This window comes from Bradyrhizobium sp. (assembly GCF_030646015.1).
Taxonomy (GTDB): domain Bacteria; phylum Pseudomonadota; class Alphaproteobacteria; order Rhizobiales; family Xanthobacteraceae; genus Bradyrhizobium.
The window spans coordinates 1-15269 of the sequence record NZ_JAUSLT010000109.1 but is presented as its reverse complement, the minus strand read 5'-3'; the positions used below and the strand labels follow the sequence as shown (position 1 = coordinate 15269).

At 63.1% G+C, this 15269-nt stretch carries 15 protein-coding genes and 1 pseudogene; 2 read left to right on the top strand and 14 right to left on the bottom strand.

Going from position 1 to position 15269, the window contains the following annotated elements; all coding sequences use genetic code 11:
- Positions 1-81: 81 nt before the first annotated feature.
- The 12 genes from paaE to Q7T45_RS17635 form a co-directional block, all read right to left on the bottom strand.
- Positions 82-1161, bottom strand: a complete 1080-nt coding sequence (gene paaE, locus Q7T45_RS17690) for a 1,2-phenylacetyl-CoA epoxidase subunit PaaE (RefSeq protein ID WP_304872293.1) — start codon at positions 1159-1161, stop codon at positions 82-84.
- Between the two features lie 119 nt (positions 1162-1280).
- A complete protein-coding gene (paaD, locus tag Q7T45_RS17685; RefSeq protein ID WP_304872292.1) occupies positions 1281-1784 on the bottom strand; it encodes a 1,2-phenylacetyl-CoA epoxidase subunit PaaD in 504 nt (167 codons plus the stop codon).
- Complete coding sequence (paaC, locus tag Q7T45_RS17680; RefSeq protein WP_304872291.1) at positions 1778-2554, bottom strand: 1,2-phenylacetyl-CoA epoxidase subunit PaaC; 777 nt, start codon at positions 2552-2554, stop codon at positions 1778-1780. Before paaC ends, paaD begins: the two co-directional genes overlap by 7 nt.
- Positions 2555-2737: 183 nt before the next feature.
- Positions 2738-3025, bottom strand: coding sequence for a 1,2-phenylacetyl-CoA epoxidase subunit PaaB (gene paaB, locus Q7T45_RS17675; RefSeq protein ID WP_304872290.1), 288 nt, complete (start codon positions 3023-3025; stop codon positions 2738-2740).
- Between the two features lie 16 nt (positions 3026-3041).
- Positions 3042-4034 (bottom strand): 1,2-phenylacetyl-CoA epoxidase subunit PaaA, encoded by a 993-nt coding sequence (gene paaA, locus Q7T45_RS17670; RefSeq protein ID WP_304872289.1) that lies wholly within the window; start codon positions 4032-4034, stop codon positions 3042-3044.
- 69 nt (positions 4035-4103) lie between these two features.
- A complete protein-coding gene (gene paaX, locus Q7T45_RS17665) occupies positions 4104-4973 on the bottom strand; it encodes a phenylacetic acid degradation operon negative regulatory protein PaaX (protein WP_304872287.1) in 870 nt (289 codons plus the stop codon).
- 221 nt (positions 4974-5194) lie between these two features.
- Entirely contained in the window at positions 5195-5965 is a 771-nt protein-coding gene (locus Q7T45_RS17660) for a triacylglycerol lipase (RefSeq protein WP_304872286.1), read from the bottom strand.
- Between the two features lie 198 nt (positions 5966-6163).
- Positions 6164-7450: a DUF445 domain-containing protein gene (locus Q7T45_RS17655; protein WP_304872284.1), complete on the bottom strand. Its 1287-nt coding sequence runs from the start codon at positions 7448-7450 to the stop codon at positions 6164-6166.
- 256 nt (positions 7451-7706) lie between these two features.
- Positions 7707-8183 carry a phasin gene (locus tag Q7T45_RS17650; RefSeq protein ID WP_304872283.1) on the bottom strand — a complete coding sequence of 159 codons (477 nt, stop codon included), beginning with the start codon at positions 8181-8183 and terminating at the stop codon, positions 7707-7709.
- A 264-nt stretch (positions 8184-8447) separates the two neighbouring features.
- A complete protein-coding gene (locus Q7T45_RS17645; RefSeq protein WP_304872281.1) occupies positions 8448-9044 on the bottom strand; it encodes a GNAT family N-acetyltransferase in 597 nt (198 codons plus the stop codon).
- Positions 9041-10123 carry an alpha/beta fold hydrolase gene (locus Q7T45_RS17640; RefSeq protein WP_304872280.1) on the bottom strand — a complete coding sequence of 361 codons (1083 nt, stop codon included), beginning with the start codon at positions 10121-10123 and terminating at the stop codon, positions 9041-9043. Before Q7T45_RS17640 ends, Q7T45_RS17645 begins: the two co-directional genes overlap by 4 nt.
- Positions 10120-10506 carry a hypothetical protein gene (locus tag Q7T45_RS17635; RefSeq protein WP_304872279.1) on the bottom strand — a complete coding sequence of 129 codons (387 nt, stop codon included), beginning with the start codon at positions 10504-10506 and terminating at the stop codon, positions 10120-10122. Before Q7T45_RS17635 ends, Q7T45_RS17640 begins: the two co-directional genes overlap by 4 nt.
- 225 nt (positions 10507-10731) lie before the next feature.
- On the opposite strand from Q7T45_RS17635, the gene Q7T45_RS17630 reads away from it, so the two are divergent.
- Together Q7T45_RS17630 and Q7T45_RS17625 are read left to right on the top strand one after the other, a co-directional pair.
- Positions 10732-11652, top strand: coding sequence for an alpha/beta fold hydrolase (locus Q7T45_RS17630; RefSeq protein ID WP_304872277.1), 921 nt, complete (start codon positions 10732-10734; stop codon positions 11650-11652).
- 78 nt (positions 11653-11730) lie between these two features.
- Positions 11731-13506, top strand: a complete 1776-nt coding sequence (locus Q7T45_RS17625; protein ID WP_304872276.1) for a hypothetical protein — start codon at positions 11731-11733, stop codon at positions 13504-13506.
- On the opposite strand, the gene Q7T45_RS17620 is transcribed toward Q7T45_RS17625, so the two are convergent.
- Both Q7T45_RS17620 and Q7T45_RS17615 read right to left on the bottom strand, forming a co-directional pair.
- The gene (locus Q7T45_RS17620; protein ID WP_304872275.1) at positions 13503-14546 is read right to left on the bottom strand and encodes a glycosyltransferase; all 1044 of its coding nucleotides are present in this window, start codon (positions 14544-14546) and stop codon (positions 13503-13505) included. The two genes, Q7T45_RS17625 and Q7T45_RS17620, sit on opposite strands and share 4 nt — an antisense overlap.
- Before the next feature lie 46 nt (positions 14547-14592).
- A pseudogene (locus tag Q7T45_RS17615) lies at positions 14593-15269 on the bottom strand (NADPH--cytochrome reductase); the annotation flags it as partial.

The window sequence follows — 15269 nt, the reverse complement described above, 5'->3', positions numbered from 1 at the left end:
AGCGCGTCCCGGCAGCGCCCTCGCGCTGTCGGGCGCGCGTCTCGAACCATCTGGCACGCTTGTCCGTCATTCGACTGCACCTCACACGTGGTCGTAATCGACTACCACCCGGTCCGACGTCGGCCGTGCCTGGCAGGTGAGAATGAAACCGGCCTTCAGCTCCCACGGCTCCAGCGAGTAATTCACCTCCATCTCCGCGCTGCCTTCGACCAGCTTGGCGCGGCAGGTCGAGCACATGCCGCCCTTGCAGGCGAACGGCAGATCCATGCCGGCGCGTAACGCTGCGTCGAGAATGCCTTCGCCCTCGGCGACCGGTACCTCGCGGCGCTTGCCGTCGATGATCAGCGAGGCCATCGCCCTGGGTGGCGCGCCCGCCGCGATGACGGTCCTGGGCCGCGGCTTGCCACCGAATTCCGAAACAAACCGTTCGACGTGAAGGCGATCGGCGGCGATGCCGATCTCCCGGCAGGTGGTCTCGATGTCCTCGCTCATGCCTGATGGCCCGCAGATGAAGACGTGGTCGACATCGGAGGCCGGAATCAGCGAGCGCAGCAGCACCCTCACCTTCTCGCCGTCGAGCCGGCCGTGCAGGATCGGAATGTCCTGCTCCTCGCCCGAGATCACGTGGAACACCGAGAGCCGCTGCATGAAGCGGTCCTTCAACTCCTCAAGCGCTTCGCGAAACAGCATGCCGCCGGTGGAGCGGTTGCCGTAGAACAGGAAGAACCGGCTTTTCGGCTCGCGCGCCAGCACGCCCTTCACGATCGACAGGATCGGCGTGATGCCGGAGCCGGCGGCGAAGCCGACATAGGTCCGCGCCTCCCCGGGTGCCGGCGCGACGCCGAAGCGGCCGGTCGGGGTCATGACGTCGAGTTGGTCGCCGGCTTTCAGTTCATCGGCCGCCCAGCTCGAGAACGCGCCGCCATCGACCTTCTTCACCGCGATGCGCAACTCGCCGTCGTCGGGCCCGGAACAAATCGAATAGGAACGGCGCACTTCCTCGCCGTCCATGGTGGTGCGCAGGGTCAGATACTGGCCGGGGGCAAAGTGGTAGTCGTCGGCGAGTTCGTTCGGAATCGCAAAGGTCATCGACACCGCGTCGGCAGATTCGCGGCGCAGGTCGTTGACGGCGAGCTTATGGAATCTAGGGGCGTGTGACATCGGAAGTTGGGCCTAAGCTCTATCAACGTCATTGCGAGCGCAGCGAAGCAATCCATTCTTTCTTCGCGCTGATGGATGGATTGCTTCGCTGCGCTCGCAATGACGAGGGTGGGTGACGGTCAGTGACACTTGAAATAGTCGAACGGCTCGCGGCAACTCTTGCAGCGCCACAGTGCCTTGCAGGAAGTCGAGCCGAACTCGCTGAGCACCTCGGTATCGCCGGAGCCGCATTGCGGGCATGTCACCTGCTGCACGCCGAACAGCGCGCGGCGGGAGCTCGCCGCCTGCGGCGGCGCGATGCCATATTCCCTGAGCTTGCGGCGGCCGTCTTCGCTCATCCAGTCGGTGGTCCAGGCGGGCGACAGCACGGTGCGCACCTTCGAATTGCGAAAACCCTCGCGCTCCAGCGCCAGTTCGATCTCCAGTGTGATCATGTTCATCGCGGGGCAACCTGAATAGGTCGGCGTGATCGCCACCTCGACCTGGCCATCCCTGATCGCGACATCGCGGAGCACGCCGAGATCGGCGATGGTCAGCACCGGGATTTCCGGATCGACCACGGAGGCCGCGGTGTTCCAGGCGTGCTGCCGCAGCTCGGCATCGCTGAATATGGCGGTCACCATGTGGCCCCCGGAAACGTCCGTTGCATCGACTGCAACTCGCTGAGCAGATGGCCGAGATGCTCGCTATGCCGGCCGTCGCGGCCGCCCTGCTGCATCCAGTCGCTTTGGGGCAGAGCGAGCGTCGCCTCGTTCACGACATCGGCAACGGTTTTCAGCCATTGCGGCCGCAGGCTGGCGGGATCGATCGATATGCCGGCGTCGATCAGGCCGCGCTCGCTGGCGTCCGCCTCGAACATTTCGCCGGTAAAGGCCCAGAGATGATCGATCGCGGCCTGCGCGCGGGCGTGGCTTTGTTCGGTGCCGTCGCCGAGCCGGACGATCCATTCCGACGAATGCCGCAAGTGATAGGCGCTTTCCTTTTCGGATTTGGCCGCGATCGCGGCCAGCGTCGGATCGGAGGATTTCATCATCGCGCGCCAATAGAGATCGGCGAAGGCCGAGTAGAAGAACTGCCGCACCATGGTGTGGGCGAAATCGCCGTTCGGCTGCTCCAGCAACAGCAGATTGCGATACTGCCTGACGTCGCGCAGATAGGCGAGCTTGTCCTCGTCGTTGCCCTTGCCTTCGACTTTGGCCGCATAGGAATACAGTTCGCGCGCCTGGCCGAGCAAATCGAGGCCCATATTGGCGAGCGCCATGTCCTCTTCCAGCATCGGCGCGTGGCCGCAGCATTCCGACAGCCGGTGCCCGAGAATCAGCGCGTCGTCGGCGCGGCGCAGCGTGTACAGCACCAGCGGCGTTTCGGAGACGGAGATGGAAGCGACTGCCATGTTAAGAATCCGCCCATTCAATTTCGGACCTCATCCTGAGGAGCGCGTCCCTCTTGGACGCGCGTCTCGAAGGATGGCCGCGAGTACAGTGCCTGCCGCCATCCTTCGAGACGCCCCGCAAAGGGTGCGGGGCTCCTCAGGATGAGGGCTGTGTTTGTTGCGCGACGCTTCGCCTTTAGCGTCTCACATATGCCCGACTTCATCCGGCACCTCATAAAACGTCGGATGCCGGTAAATCTTGGACTCCGCCGGCTCGAACATCATGCCCTTTTCGGCGGGATCAGACGCGGTGATCGCGTTCGACGGCACCACCCAGATCGACAGCCCCTCGCCGCGGCGGGTGTAGAGGTCGCGCGCGTTCTGCAGCGCCATGGTCGCGTCGGAGGCATGCAGCGAGCCGACATGCTTGTGCGCAAGTCCGTTGCGGCTGCGAATGAAGACTTCCCAAAGCGGTGTGTTCGGCGTGGCCATGACGGTTCCCTCGATCCTATTCGGCAGCTTGCGCCACTTGCCGGTGCCTGCGTTTTTCGGCATAGGCCTCTGCGGCCTCGCGCACCCAGGCGCCCTCATCATGCGCCTTGCGGCGCGCCGCCATCCGGTCGCGGTTGCAGGGACCGTTGCCGGCCAGCACCTGCTTGAATTCGTCCCAGTCGATCGCGCTGTATTCCCAGTGTCCGGCTTCATTCTGTTTCATGCCGGGATCGGGAATGGTCAGGCCGAGATACTGCGCTTGCGGCACGGTGGCATCGACGAACTTCTGGCGCAGCTCGTCATTGGAGAAGCGCTTGATCTTCCACCTGGTGGAGGTGTCGCTGTGCTGACTGGCCTGGTCGGGCGGCCCGAACATCATCAGCACCGGCCACCACCAGCGGTTCAGCGCGTCCTGCGCCATCGCCTTCTGCTCCTCGGTGCCACGCGCCAGCGTCACCATGATCTCGTAGCCCTGGCGCTGGTGAAAGGATTCCTCCTTGCAGACCCGGATCATGGCGCGCGCGTAGGGACCGTAGGAACAGCGGCACAGCGGAATCTGGTTCATGATCGCGGCGCCATCGACCAGCCAGCCGATCACGCCGATGTCGGCCCAGGTCAGGGTCGGATAGTTGAAGATCGAGGAATATTTCGCCTTGCCTGAAAGCATCAGGTCGACCAGTTCCTCGCGCGAGGCGCCGAGCGTTTCGGCCGCGGCATAGAGATAGAGCCCGTGGCCACACTCATCCTGCACCTTGGCGAGCAGCGCGGCCTTGCGGCGCAGCGACGGCGCGCGGGTGATCCAGTTGCCCTCGGGCAGCATGCCGACGATCTCGGAATGGGCGTGCTGCGAAATCTGCCGCGTCAGCGTCTTGCGATAGGCCGCGGGCATCCAGTCATTCGGCTCGATGCGCTCTTCGGCATCGATACGCGCCTGGAACGCGGCGGCGCGCGCGGCGTCCTCGATATGGCGGTCATCCGCATCGGACGTGTTGAGCGCCTGCGTATACATGCCGATCTCCCTGGAACGCTTCTAACATATATCAGAATACGGGAAACTCAATACATTCCTGTAACACAATTAGGACGGGCCGAACCGGCGCGCCAGTTCCTGGCCGGCCGCCGGCAGCGGCCCGGCCGGATTGGTTGCGTTGCGGTCAAGCCATTGTTCCGACGCGGGAAGCACCCCGCGATAGATCTCGCCGCAGAGTTTTCGGGCGGCCCGCCCCGGCCAATCCGCCGGCAGCAGCGCCGTCGGCAATAGCGGGTCGCGCAGCACCACCCGCCGGTAATGATGGATCAGCAGGATCCGCGCGGTGAAGGCGTCGATTTCCGACAGGCGGTCACGGCGGCCGACCCAGGCCCGCAGCGGCTCGAAGGTCTTCATGAACTTCAGATAGGCGTCGGCGGTGCGATGCAGCGGCCAGCTTTCGCTGAGCAGGCGGCGGCCGCTGTCATCCTCGGCGAACACTTCCAGCCGAATTGCGGAGGCGGCTTCCTCCGGGATCGGCACGCCTGACGGCGCTACCCACACGCCCGGCAGCGGGTTGCCGAAACCGGCATTCTTCAGCGCCTCGCGGGCGGCGTCGCGGTCTTCGCCGTTGCCGATCAGCAGCAGTTCGAAGCGCCCGGTCCATTCGGAAGGTTGCGGATCATAGATGTGCCTTGTCGCGGCATCGAAGGTCTGCCGGCCCTTCCCGGCCAGCCGATAAAAGCTGTTGCGGCCGACCTTGTCGCGCTCGAGCCAGCCGTCGGCGGCGAGCCGCGACATCGCGGTGCGCACCACGCCGCTGTCGATGTCGATCGCCTTGAAGAATTCAAGCAGCGTGCCGAGCCAGACCGAGCCGCCGCGCGGCACGATGGCATCGCCGAACACCGTGATGACGATAGAGCCGGTGCGCGAGGGTTCGCGCTTCAGCTGTTCGATGATGCGGGCAAGCGGCTGCGGCATGCGCAAGGCTTACCGCGTTTTTTGCAAAGCGACAACGCCGGCCTCACGATGCGAGCCTGCATATGAAATGCCCACCTCATCCTGAGGAGCCGCGCGCACTTCGCGCGGCGTCTCGAAGGATGGCAGCAGGCTTTGTGCCAGATGGTTCGAGACGCGCACCGGCCAGCGCAAAAGCGCTTCCGGACGCGCTCCTCACCATGAGGAAGCGAAAAAGCCAGACGTTACCTATGGGGATCCGGATAGACCATGCTGCGCCAGCCGTTGCGCTGGAACGGCGCCCACGTGCCTTCGGCCTGGGCGAGACGCTCGGCCACGGCGTAGACCACGGCGGGGTGATGGCCCATGCCGCAATGGCTGCTTTCGACCTCGATGCTTTCGGACATCGCCGAGGTCTTTTCCATGCAGCCCTGCCACGCGCAGATGCCGTCAGTGCGGCTGAAGATCGCGGTGGTCGGCACCGGCGGCGTTTCCGAGAGCGATCCGCCGAAGCGGTGGTCTTCCTCCTCGGCGCTGCGGCCGCTCGCCATCTCGTAGACCCGCCAGGCGTTGGTGGCCTTCGGGCCGCTGGCGAACGGGCTGCCCAGCGTGATCACCGAGCGCACGCGGTCCGGCATCATCTTGGCGAGTTGACGTGCGTAGAGGCCACCCAGGCTCCAGCCGACCAGGCTGATCTTGCGGCCATGGGTGTCGTTGAGTTCATGCACCAGGTCGACCATCGCGTGCTGCACGCCATGGCGCAGACCGAGATTGCGGCCTTGCCGCCAGCCGCTGACGGCGTAGCCGCGGCCCTTCAGGAAGCTGCGCAGCGGCCGCGTCGACGTGTCCGAAGCAACCAGCCCGGGCAGTACCAGCACCGGATGCCCGTCTCCCCTGGGGGCGAGACTGAGCAGCGGCAGGGCTCCAAGAAAGGCGCCAAACTCATGAAGAGCGCGCCCCTCCATGAACATCAGGGTTTTGGACGGCGCGCGCAGCGTCTGGGTAGTCGCGGACATCATCGCTCCTCTCTGAGCCGGCCCCTTTTGAATCTGGCAGCCGGCCTATCGACCATAGGAAGACGCAAAGCTCGTCAAATCGTTCCGCAACGCAACATCACTTGAATCAAGCTATGGCCTTGATTCCGTCATTCAAGCGGCTGCCCCGCCTTGGGACAATAGGTCGTCACACTTAAAAGGAACGGAGTGATGATTTAGTCACAGCATCCGAACCAGTAATTCCACGGTGTAGAGCGCCAATCCGGCGAGCCCGCCGATCAACGAACCGTTGAAGCGGATGTACTGCAGGTCCTTGCCGATGTTGATTTCGATCAGCGCGATCAACTGGCCCATATCCCAGCTCTTGACCTGATCGGAGATGAAGCTCGACACGCCGCTCTTCTGATCGGCGATGAAACTTCGGAGCACCGCGACGAGGCCCTGGTTGATCTCGGCGCGCAGCTCGGCATCGGCCGCCAGCGTCTCGCCGGCCTTCACGAACATCCCGGCCAGATGCTGCTGCAGCACCTGGGTCTCGCCGGAGGCGCTGCGCTCGATGAAGGATCGCGTATTCGCCCAGATGTTGCGCGCGAGGTCGCCGAGTTCGGGGCGCGCCAGCAGATCGCGCTTCAATCCGTCGATGCGGTCGGCGAACGCCTGGTCGCTGCCGAGCCGGTCGACGAAGGACAGCAGCATGCGGTTGAACTCATCGCGGAATGGATGCTTCGGATCGTTTTTCACTTCCTCGAAAAACGTGGTGGCGGACGCCACGATCCGGTTCACCAGAAACTTGTCGGCACGATAGAGTTTCAGGAGCGTCGGCAATTCGCCGCGGATTTTCTCGCGGATCACGGCCATGGTTTCGGCCTGGGTCAGCGACTGATGCACCACGCGCAGGATATCGTCGAGCAGGCCCTGATGCCGTCCCTCCTGCACGAAGCCGCGCAGCGTGCCGGCGGCAAGCGGGGCCAGATCGATTTCCTGCAGCTGGGTGGTGATGCGGCGGGTGATGAAACTCATCAGCCCGGAGGTTTCCGTCGCCGACAACGCTTCCGGCAGCAGCCGCAGCGCGAAGCGGGCGAGATCGTCGCTGCGCTTGCGGTCGCGCAGCCAGTCGGCGACGAAGGAGCCGAAATCGATCTGGCGCAGCTTGGCCTCGACGGGGGCAGCTTCGAGAAAATGCACCTCGATGAATTCGCCGAGCTTGTCGGCGATGCGGTGCTGGTTGCTCTGGATGATCGCGGTGTGCGGGATCGGCAGGCCCAGCGGCCTTTTGAACAGCGCCACCACGGCGTACCAGTCGGCCAGCCCGCCGATGGTGGCAGCCTCCGCGAACGCCGCGACGAAGCCGAACGCGGGATGCACATGCAGCAACGCCTTCGCCGTCACGAACAGCGCCAGCGTACCCGCCAGCACCAGCGTCGCCAGCGCCTTGACCCGCCGCAACTCGGCCGCGCGGGCGGCATCGCCAGGGGAGTCGAAGGAGAAGGTGGCGGTGGAGGTCATGGCGGCTTTCGGAAAGGCCCTGTTCTACACATAGGCACTACACACTCCGCCGTCATCCTGAGGTGCGTGCTTCAACGGCGCAACTGCGCCGTTGAAGCAAGCCTCGAAGGATGGCTGCAGGCACCGGTGTTCGCAGCCATCCTTCGAGGCTCGCCGAAGACGGCGAGCACCTCAGGATGACGGCAGCGCGTACCGCCCAAAAAGAAGGCCCGCCTAAGCGGGCCTTCAAATTGAGCAACTGTCGGTCGAAACGCGATCAGGCGGTCTTGGTGTAGACCTTGGAGAAGTTGTCCTGAGCGGTCTTGGCGCCGTCAGCGACGAGCTTGCCCAGATATTCGCTCGAGGCCTTCGCCCGCGACACGAACACTTCGCCGCGCGCGCGGACCATGTCGGACTGGATCTGGACCGCTTCGTTGAACGACTTGGCGGAAGCCAGCTTCTCGATGCCGGCGAAAAACGCCTCGGCGTCCTGGTAGAGCGCGTCCTGGATATTGCGGCTGATCTTGGCGGCCTCGGTGACCGAACCGGCAACGGCGGTCTCGATCGCGGCGGTCACCTTCTCGGTGCCGGCATGGATGTCGGCGGCGCGAACCTTGGCGGTCTCGGTCTGCTTCTTCACGAACTCACGGGCGGCTTCCGGAACTTCCATGTTCTGGAGCTTGGTGAACGCCTCGGTGACGGGCGCGAAGGCTTCCTTGACGGTGTTCAGCACGGAATTGGTTTCGGTGGTCATTGGGGTTTCTCCATCCTCAGGTTTGAGCTATGGGCTCACCCCGTCCGGATTGGCCCGGGGCAATCTCTTTATGACACGGTTAATGGTGCGTCGCAACATCAATGGTGCAATGCGACATCACGAATTCGTGATCAGCGTGATGAATGGGCAAATTGCCCGCATAATCGGCGCCAGGCTGCCCTGAGCCTGACTAAATCAGGCTCAGCTCTTTGTTTTGACGCGTTTTCTTCACGCGAACCGGTATCCACTTCGCTCGAAAACGCTTTAGTGCTGCACAGCCCCCGGCAGCCCATAGGCTTCCAGCTGGGCCCGGACCTGCGCCACATTGTGCCCGAGCACCACGATATCGTGGTTGCGGCCGTCCTTGTCCTTCACATGGTCGCGCAGCAGCGCCTCGGCCTTGAAGCCGAGGCCCTCGAAGATCGCGATGGCGCCGGACTGATCGACGGTCATCTGCACCACCAGCTTTTCGAGGCCGGCTCCCAAAGCCAGAGCGAACGTCTCCTGCGACAGCGCCCGGCCGACCCCCTGCCCGCGGACGTCAGCGGACACCACGTTGCGGATTTCGCCGACATGCGGCGACCACGACCAGGGATCGCGCACCAGGGTGCCGCATCCGACCACCCTGCCCGCCTGCACCGCCAGGATGCTGGTGATGGCGCCGCGTTCGATCTCCTTGACCCAGGCCGAGAGCACCTTGGGCTCGCTGATGTTGCGCGGCAGGAACAGCAGATCATGCACCGGCAGTTTTTGCGCGAAGTCGAGCACGGCGGCCTCGTCGGCCGGCGACATCAGGCGGAATTCGATCTCGCCGGCTTCGGTCTGCACGCGGCGCGGATAGGTTCTGGTCTCGCTGCTCATATCGATCTCTCGCATAACCATGAATCGAGTTTCGGCCACAGCCGCTTGATGGCGTTGGCGCCGGCGACGACGCTGACATGGCCGCCTTTCAGAATCACCTCTTCCTTGTCGGTCGAGCCGACCTTCGGGATCAGATGCCTGGCCGCATCATAGGGCACGATGTGATCGTGCTCGGCCACCGCGTGCAGGATCGGTACCTTGATGTTTGCAATATCCGCCTTGCGGCCGCCGACCGACATGGTGTCGTTGAACAGTCTGTTGTCCCACATCAGATCCTTGGTGATGGTGCGGAAATACTCGCCGGCCAGCGGCAAGGTGTCGGTGCCCCAGCGATCCATCATCCGGTAAGCCTTGACGTATTCGTCGTTCCAGATGTTTTCCCACAACTGCACCTGGCTGGCGGCGCGCGAGGCCGGCCGCAGCATCTCGAACGAGGACAGGATCATTTCGGGCGGCACGTTGCCGATGCTGTCGACCAGCCGGTCGACGTCGAAATAGCGGCGGTCCGAGAAATTCGAGAACAGCTTCATCTCGCGAAAATCGATCGGCGTGGTGAAGCAGATCAGGTTCTTCATCGGCCCTTCGTTGAAGATCGAGCCGTACAGCAGCGACAGCACGCCGCCGAAGCAGTAACCGATCACGGTAACGTCGGTCTCGCCGGAATCCTGCTGCACGCGGCGGATGCAGTCCGGGATGAAGTCGAGGACGTAATCCTCCATCCGCAGGCTTTTTTCTTCCGGCTTCGGCGCGGTCCAGTCCAGCATGTAGACGTCGTAGCCGCGCTTGAGCAGAAACTCGATAAAACTCTGGCCCGGCACCATGTCGAGGATGTAGCCGCGATTGGTGGTCGCCATCACGATCAGGATCGGCACGCGGTAGATTTCATCCGCGATGGGGCGGTAGTGATAGAGGTTCATGGTGCCGCGGACCGCCAGGATGTCCTTCGGCGTCGACCCCAGCGACGGGCCGGATGAGGCGATATATTCGACGCCCTTGATGCTGCGCTGGATCGCGCGCTGCACCTCGGACTGGATCCGGTCCGGAATCGACGCCAGATCGAGGCCCGCGGGGGCGTTCATTTTGGCTCTCCGCCCGCCGACGGCGGACGTTTGGTGCGCGGCGGTTTTGGGGCGCCGGCCATTCCACCAACGGACGCGGCGGCGTTGCTGTTCATCGCGTTCAGCATCGCCTTGATCTCGTTGAGCTGGCCTTCGATCGATTGCAGCCGCTCAGCCACCCCGACCATCTGCGCCCGGCTCGGCAGGTTCATGCCGACGAGGTATTTCTCCATGAGGTCGCCGAGCTGCTTCTGCGCGCCCGCCGAAACCCCGCCGACCTGATTGACGACCTTGGAAAATTCCGGCGACGCCATGGCCTGATTGGCGAAGGAGTTGAAACCCTTCTCCATCTCGCCGATCATGTTCTGCCACATCGCGACCGGATCGTTGCTCTTGTCTGCCATCGGCGCCCTCCAGCGTGACCACGAGGGCTTTTGAGCCCCGCCTTTTGGCTCATACCACACTGTTGCGACGGGACGGTCAACATCGCCGGCGTCAATTTGATCGCCGGCGTCGATTTGATCGCGGGGTGCGATTTGTCAGGCTCCCTGCCGCACCGGAGCCTTCTGCGGCGCGAAAAACCGTGCCATAGAGTTCCCAGTCGCTTGCCATTCGAGGGAGCCCAATACGTGAATTCGTCAACCCATCAGCCGCCGCAGATCGCGCGGGCCAACGGCATCGACATTTGTTACGAGATCTTCGGCGACGCCGGCGCGGAGCCGATGCTGCTGATCATGGGGCTCGGCGCGCAGATGATCCTGTGGGACGACGAGTTCTGCCGTGAACTCGCGGCCCGCGGATTTCGCGTCATCCGCTTCGACAATCGCGACATCGGCAAGTCCGGCCGGCTGAGCGGCGGCCAGCGCCTGACCCTGGTCGAACTGCTGAAGCTCCGGTTCCTGAAGATTCCGGTGGCCGCGCCGTACAAGATCCGAGACATGGCCGAGGACACCACCGGGCTGATGGACGCGCTCGGCATCAAGTCGGCGCACATCGTCGGCGCCTCCATGGGCGGCATGATCGCCCAGGAAATCGCGATCTCGTTTCCGCAGCGGGTGCGCTCGCTCACCTCGATCATGTCGACGACGGGCAATCCGAAGGTGCCGCCGCCGACCCGCGAGGCGGCGGCGATGCTGATGGCGCCGCCCCCGACCACCAAGGAGGAGTATCTCACGCGCTTCGCCCAGACCTGGAAGGTGCTGCGCGTCGGCCATTTCCCGCTCGATGAAGCCAAGGACCTCGAACGCGCCGAACGCACCTTCGAGCGCGGCCTCAATCCCAACGGCGTCGGCCGCCAGCTGCGCGCCATCCTGGCCTCGGGCAGCCGCAAGCATCGGCTGCATGCCGTCAAGGCGCCGACGCTGGTGATTCACGGCACCGTCGATCCGCTGGTGCGTCCCGAGGGCGGCAAGGACACCGCGGCCTCGATCCCGGGCGCCAAGCTCCTGATGATCGAGGGCATGGGCCACGCGATACCGATTCCGATGTGGCCTGAGATCATCGACGCGATCGACAAGCATGCGCACGGCGCGGTGGCGAAGGCGGCGTAAGGCCGCGCTATTTTCGTCCGCGGTTATCGCCGGGACGACAGCTCCCATCAAGCTGCGCCTTAAGGATTTGCTCCCGGCATGACAGGATTTCTTGGCTTCGCCCCCATCTACATCAATGGCTTGCTGGCGATCTTCTTCGTATTCGTGTTGCCGGGACTGGTGCTTGTCCGCGCGTTCGATATTCCGGGTTTTCCGCAGCGCTGGCTCACCATCTTCCTGGGCAGCCTGGTGGCGAACCATGCTCTGGTGACGCTGATCGCCCTGTTCCATCTCGATCCGCTCGCGACCTATCGTATCGTCCTAGCCGTGCTGATCGCGGCCCTGATCTTCATGATGGCGAGGAAAGTTGCCGCGCCGGAAGCGACGGCACGGCAAGGCGCATCCATCCTGCTGTTATCCGACGTGAAATGGATGGTCGGCAGCCTCGTCGTGCTCGGCTTCACCTATTTCAACATCTGGAAACACGGCGTTCCCAACATCTTCCAGAACAGCGACCCGGTGAACTGGAACATCTGGGCGCGGATCTGGTCGGACGGATTGTTTCCGGTCCGCTCCATGGGTTATCCGCAATTCATTCCGACCACCTGGGCGGCCACCTACATCTTCACCGGCTCAGCCGAACAGTATTTTGCCTTTTATACCTATATCGTTCTCATCATCGTCCCCATCGTCCTGGTGGTAACCATGCTGGGCCGGCTGAGCTGGCGCTATGCGGTGTCCCTGCTCTTCGTGTTCGTCTGGTTCGTGGCTGAAATTCGCGAGCCATGGATCCGATCTACCCTGCAGGAGGGTTTTCCGGACTGGATCGCCGCGATTTTTGCACTTGGCGGCACCGCGCTGTTTCTCACCAACGCTCCCGAAGGCGGTTTCGACAGACGGAAGATCGCCACGGCGCTGCTGTCGCTGTGTCTTCTCGCCATCGCCGCGGCGACGAAACCGATGCACGGCCTGGTGGCGATCGCGCTCCTGATCGCGACCTGTACCGATGCCGCCAGATATCTCGGGGGCACCGAGCGAAACAGGTTCATCGCCGCCGCGATCGGCGTGGTCGCGATTTTCGTCGCCACCTATGCCATCAATTATGGGCATCTCGCGTTCCGGGGGATGCCGCACTACCCGGTGACGGAGTTGTCCGAGAGGCTTTCCCGGGCCGCCAACCTGCTCAATTCGAACTTCACGCTGCCGTTTCGCATTCTGCTTGTCGCCGGCCTTGCGCTGAGCCCGTTCCTGCCGCGGGTACGATGGCTCGCGGTGCCGCTGGGGGCAGGACTGTGGTTGTGGGCCAACACCGCCAGCTACGACCTGCGCAATGCGCTGGGACTCCTGCTGATCACCGCGTTCATTCCGCTCTTTGCGGTGGCGCGCCGATTGGCAACGGCACGGGGCGCCACGGGCGAGCGGCCGTGGCACGTTCGGGATCTCGCCGTCGCGGCCGGCGTGGCCGTGCTCTGTGTCGTTCTGACGCTACCGCTGGCACTCAGTGACGAGAAACTGAAGCAACGGTTCGCCCACGAGCAGATGATCCGGGGGTTTGGAATCGAGATCAATCAGAACGTGGAGAAACTGCTGGTTCGCGGTTGCACGGTCTTCAGCGTCGACGCCTATATCACCACGATCGCGGGGTTTCAGAAATTTCTGCCCCAGATCCGGTTCTTCCATGTCGCCGATCCACTACCCGATCAACTGGCGCAGCAGATCGGTGAATCGGCCGGCTGCACCGGCATCCTGTATCCGCCTCACCTGACCCATCCGACGATTCTGGATTTCATAGCCGCGCAGACCAAGGCGCGTGGCTACCGGAAAGTGGTCGAAGGCATGGGCATGACGTTGCTGGTATCGGATGCGCGTCCCTAGTCCTCGGTGGCGGCTTCGTTCCAGCGCCGGAAAATGAAATCCCGGATGAAGAGGAAATTGAACAGAAACACCAGGGTATCTGCCACGATCTTGGTCAGAAGCGGCACATTGACAAGCTGCAGCAACTGAATCTGCAGGGCGCTGGATAGCAGGCCGGACACCAGCACGAGCCCGATGTACTCGACAAAAATCCTGACGCTGATCTTTCTCCGGAAAACGAAACTCTGCAGCAGGGCCAGCTGCACCCACAGCGAAATCATTCGCGCCGACATGTTCGACAGCAGGATTTGCTGGGTCGATCCAAAGATGATCCAGAACGTCACCAGGTCGGTCGCGGCAGCGGCCACGCTGGCCAGCGCGTAACGCAGCAGGACAAAATAGATCTTCAGGGAATCGTACAGCGGCCGGAAATGGGATTCCCTGTTGTCGTCGATGTAGATGGTCTGGATCGGTATTTCCCGAAATCCGATGCGCTCGTTGGTCAGGATGATCAGCTGCTCGGTTTCGAATTCATAACGGTTGGCGCGAATGCCCAAACTCAGTTCGCCGAGCCGCCGCGGGATTCCGCGCAATCCGGTCTGGGTGTCCGACAAATTGAGGCCGATCAGGAAACGGTAAACATAGCGCGAGATGATGTTGCCGATCTTGCTGCGGAAGGGAACGTCGCGCTTGAAACTGCGCGAACCGAAAATAGCCTCGCCCGGCAGCGATCGAAGTTCGTTCGCGACCTTCAGGATGTCCTCTACCGCGTGCTGCCCGTCGGCGTCGGCGGTAACAACCCCGATGCAATCGGGGTAGTTCACCAGGATATGGTTGATGCCATGCTTGAGCGCAGCGCCCTTGCCGAGATTGACGGCGTTCTTCAGAACGACGGTGTCGGATACGCGAGCGGCGCGCCGAAACAGTTCGTCGTAGGCCGGCCCGCTTCCATCATCGACAACGACAATAGGAGATGGGTCGATCTGCCGGAATCGTTCCAGCAATTCGCAAAACAGCACCGTCGGCTGATAGGAGGGAAACAGGAAGAGGATCGGCTGCATGGCGGACTTCTAACCACGCCGTGTGGCCGGGTAAAGCGCTTCGTCGCTATCCCCCCGCCCACACATCCAGCACATAGCGATTGCTGGTGCCCATTTCCTCGATCCAGCGCAATCCCGCCTCCGCGTCGGCGCCCTTGCGCTCGCGATAGATCGCCACCAGTGCGGCCTTGACGTCCGGCTCCATCTTGCCGCCGTCGCCGCAAACGTAAATCACCGCACCGCCCTCGATCAGTTTCCAGACCTTGTCCTTCTGCGCCGCGATCATGTCCTGCACATAACTCTTCGGCGTGCTCGCGCGAGAGAAAGCAACATGCAGCTCGGTGAGCCCCTGCTCCGCAAAATCTTTGAGTTCATCGGCATAAAGGAAATCCTGCTCGGGATGCCGGCAGCCGAAAAACAACATGGATGCGCCAAGCGACTGGCCTTTGGCTTTCATCGCCGCCCGCTCTTGCAGGAAGCCGCGGAACGGTGCCAGCCCGGTGCCTGGTCCGATCATGATGATCGGCGTCGATGCATTATCCGGCAGGCGGAAGCCCGCTTTGGTTTCACGGACGGTGGCATGAACCACGTCACCTGCGCGCCGGCCCGAGAGATAGTTCGAGCAGACCCCTTTGTAGATGCCGTGTCCCGAGGTCGCGACACCTTCGACGACACCCACGGTCACGCTGCACTTCGAGCTACCTGCCACAGCCGGTGACGACGAGATCGAATAGTAGCGCGGCG

Coding starts and splice junctions, on each gene's coding strand:
- paaC (WP_304872291.1), bottom strand. CDS start 2,554: ATGGCAGTCGCTTCCATCTCCGTCTCCGAAACGCCGCTGGTGCTGTAC.
- paaX (WP_304872287.1), bottom strand. CDS start 4,973: ATGCCGCAGCCGCTTGCCCGCATCATCGAACAGCTGAAGCGCGAACCC.
- paaA (WP_304872289.1), bottom strand. CDS start 4,034: ATGTATACGCAGGCGCTCAACACGTCCGATGCGGATGACCGCCATATC.
- Q7T45_RS17625 (WP_304872276.1), top strand. CDS start 11,731: ATGACAGGATTTCTTGGCTTCGCCCCCATCTACATCAATGGCTTGCTG.
- Q7T45_RS17635 (WP_304872279.1), bottom strand. CDS start 10,506: ATGGCAGACAAGAGCAACGATCCGGTCGCGATGTGGCAGAACATGATC.
- Q7T45_RS17620 (WP_304872275.1), bottom strand. CDS start 14,546: ATGCAGCCGATCCTCTTCCTGTTTCCCTCCTATCAGCCGACGGTGCTG.
- Q7T45_RS17655 (WP_304872284.1), bottom strand. CDS start 7,450: ATGACCTCCACCGCCACCTTCTCCTTCGACTCCCCTGGCGATGCCGCC.
- Q7T45_RS17660 (WP_304872286.1), bottom strand. CDS start 5,965: ATGTCCGCGACTACCCAGACGCTGCGCGCGCCGTCCAAAACCCTGATG.
- paaD (WP_304872292.1), bottom strand. CDS start 1,784: ATGGTGACCGCCATATTCAGCGATGCCGAGCTGCGGCAGCACGCCTGG.
- paaB (WP_304872290.1), bottom strand. CDS start 3,025: ATGGCCACGCCGAACACACCGCTTTGGGAAGTCTTCATTCGCAGCCGC.
- Q7T45_RS17645 (WP_304872281.1), bottom strand. CDS start 9,044: ATGAGCAGCGAGACCAGAACCTATCCGCGCCGCGTGCAGACCGAAGCC.
- paaE (WP_304872293.1), bottom strand. CDS start 1,161: ATGTCACACGCCCCTAGATTCCATAAGCTCGCCGTCAACGACCTGCGC.
- Q7T45_RS17650 (WP_304872283.1), bottom strand. CDS start 8,183: ATGACCACCGAAACCAATTCCGTGCTGAACACCGTCAAGGAAGCCTTC.
- Q7T45_RS17640 (WP_304872280.1), bottom strand. CDS start 10,123: ATGAACGCCCCCGCGGGCCTCGATCTGGCGTCGATTCCGGACCGGATC.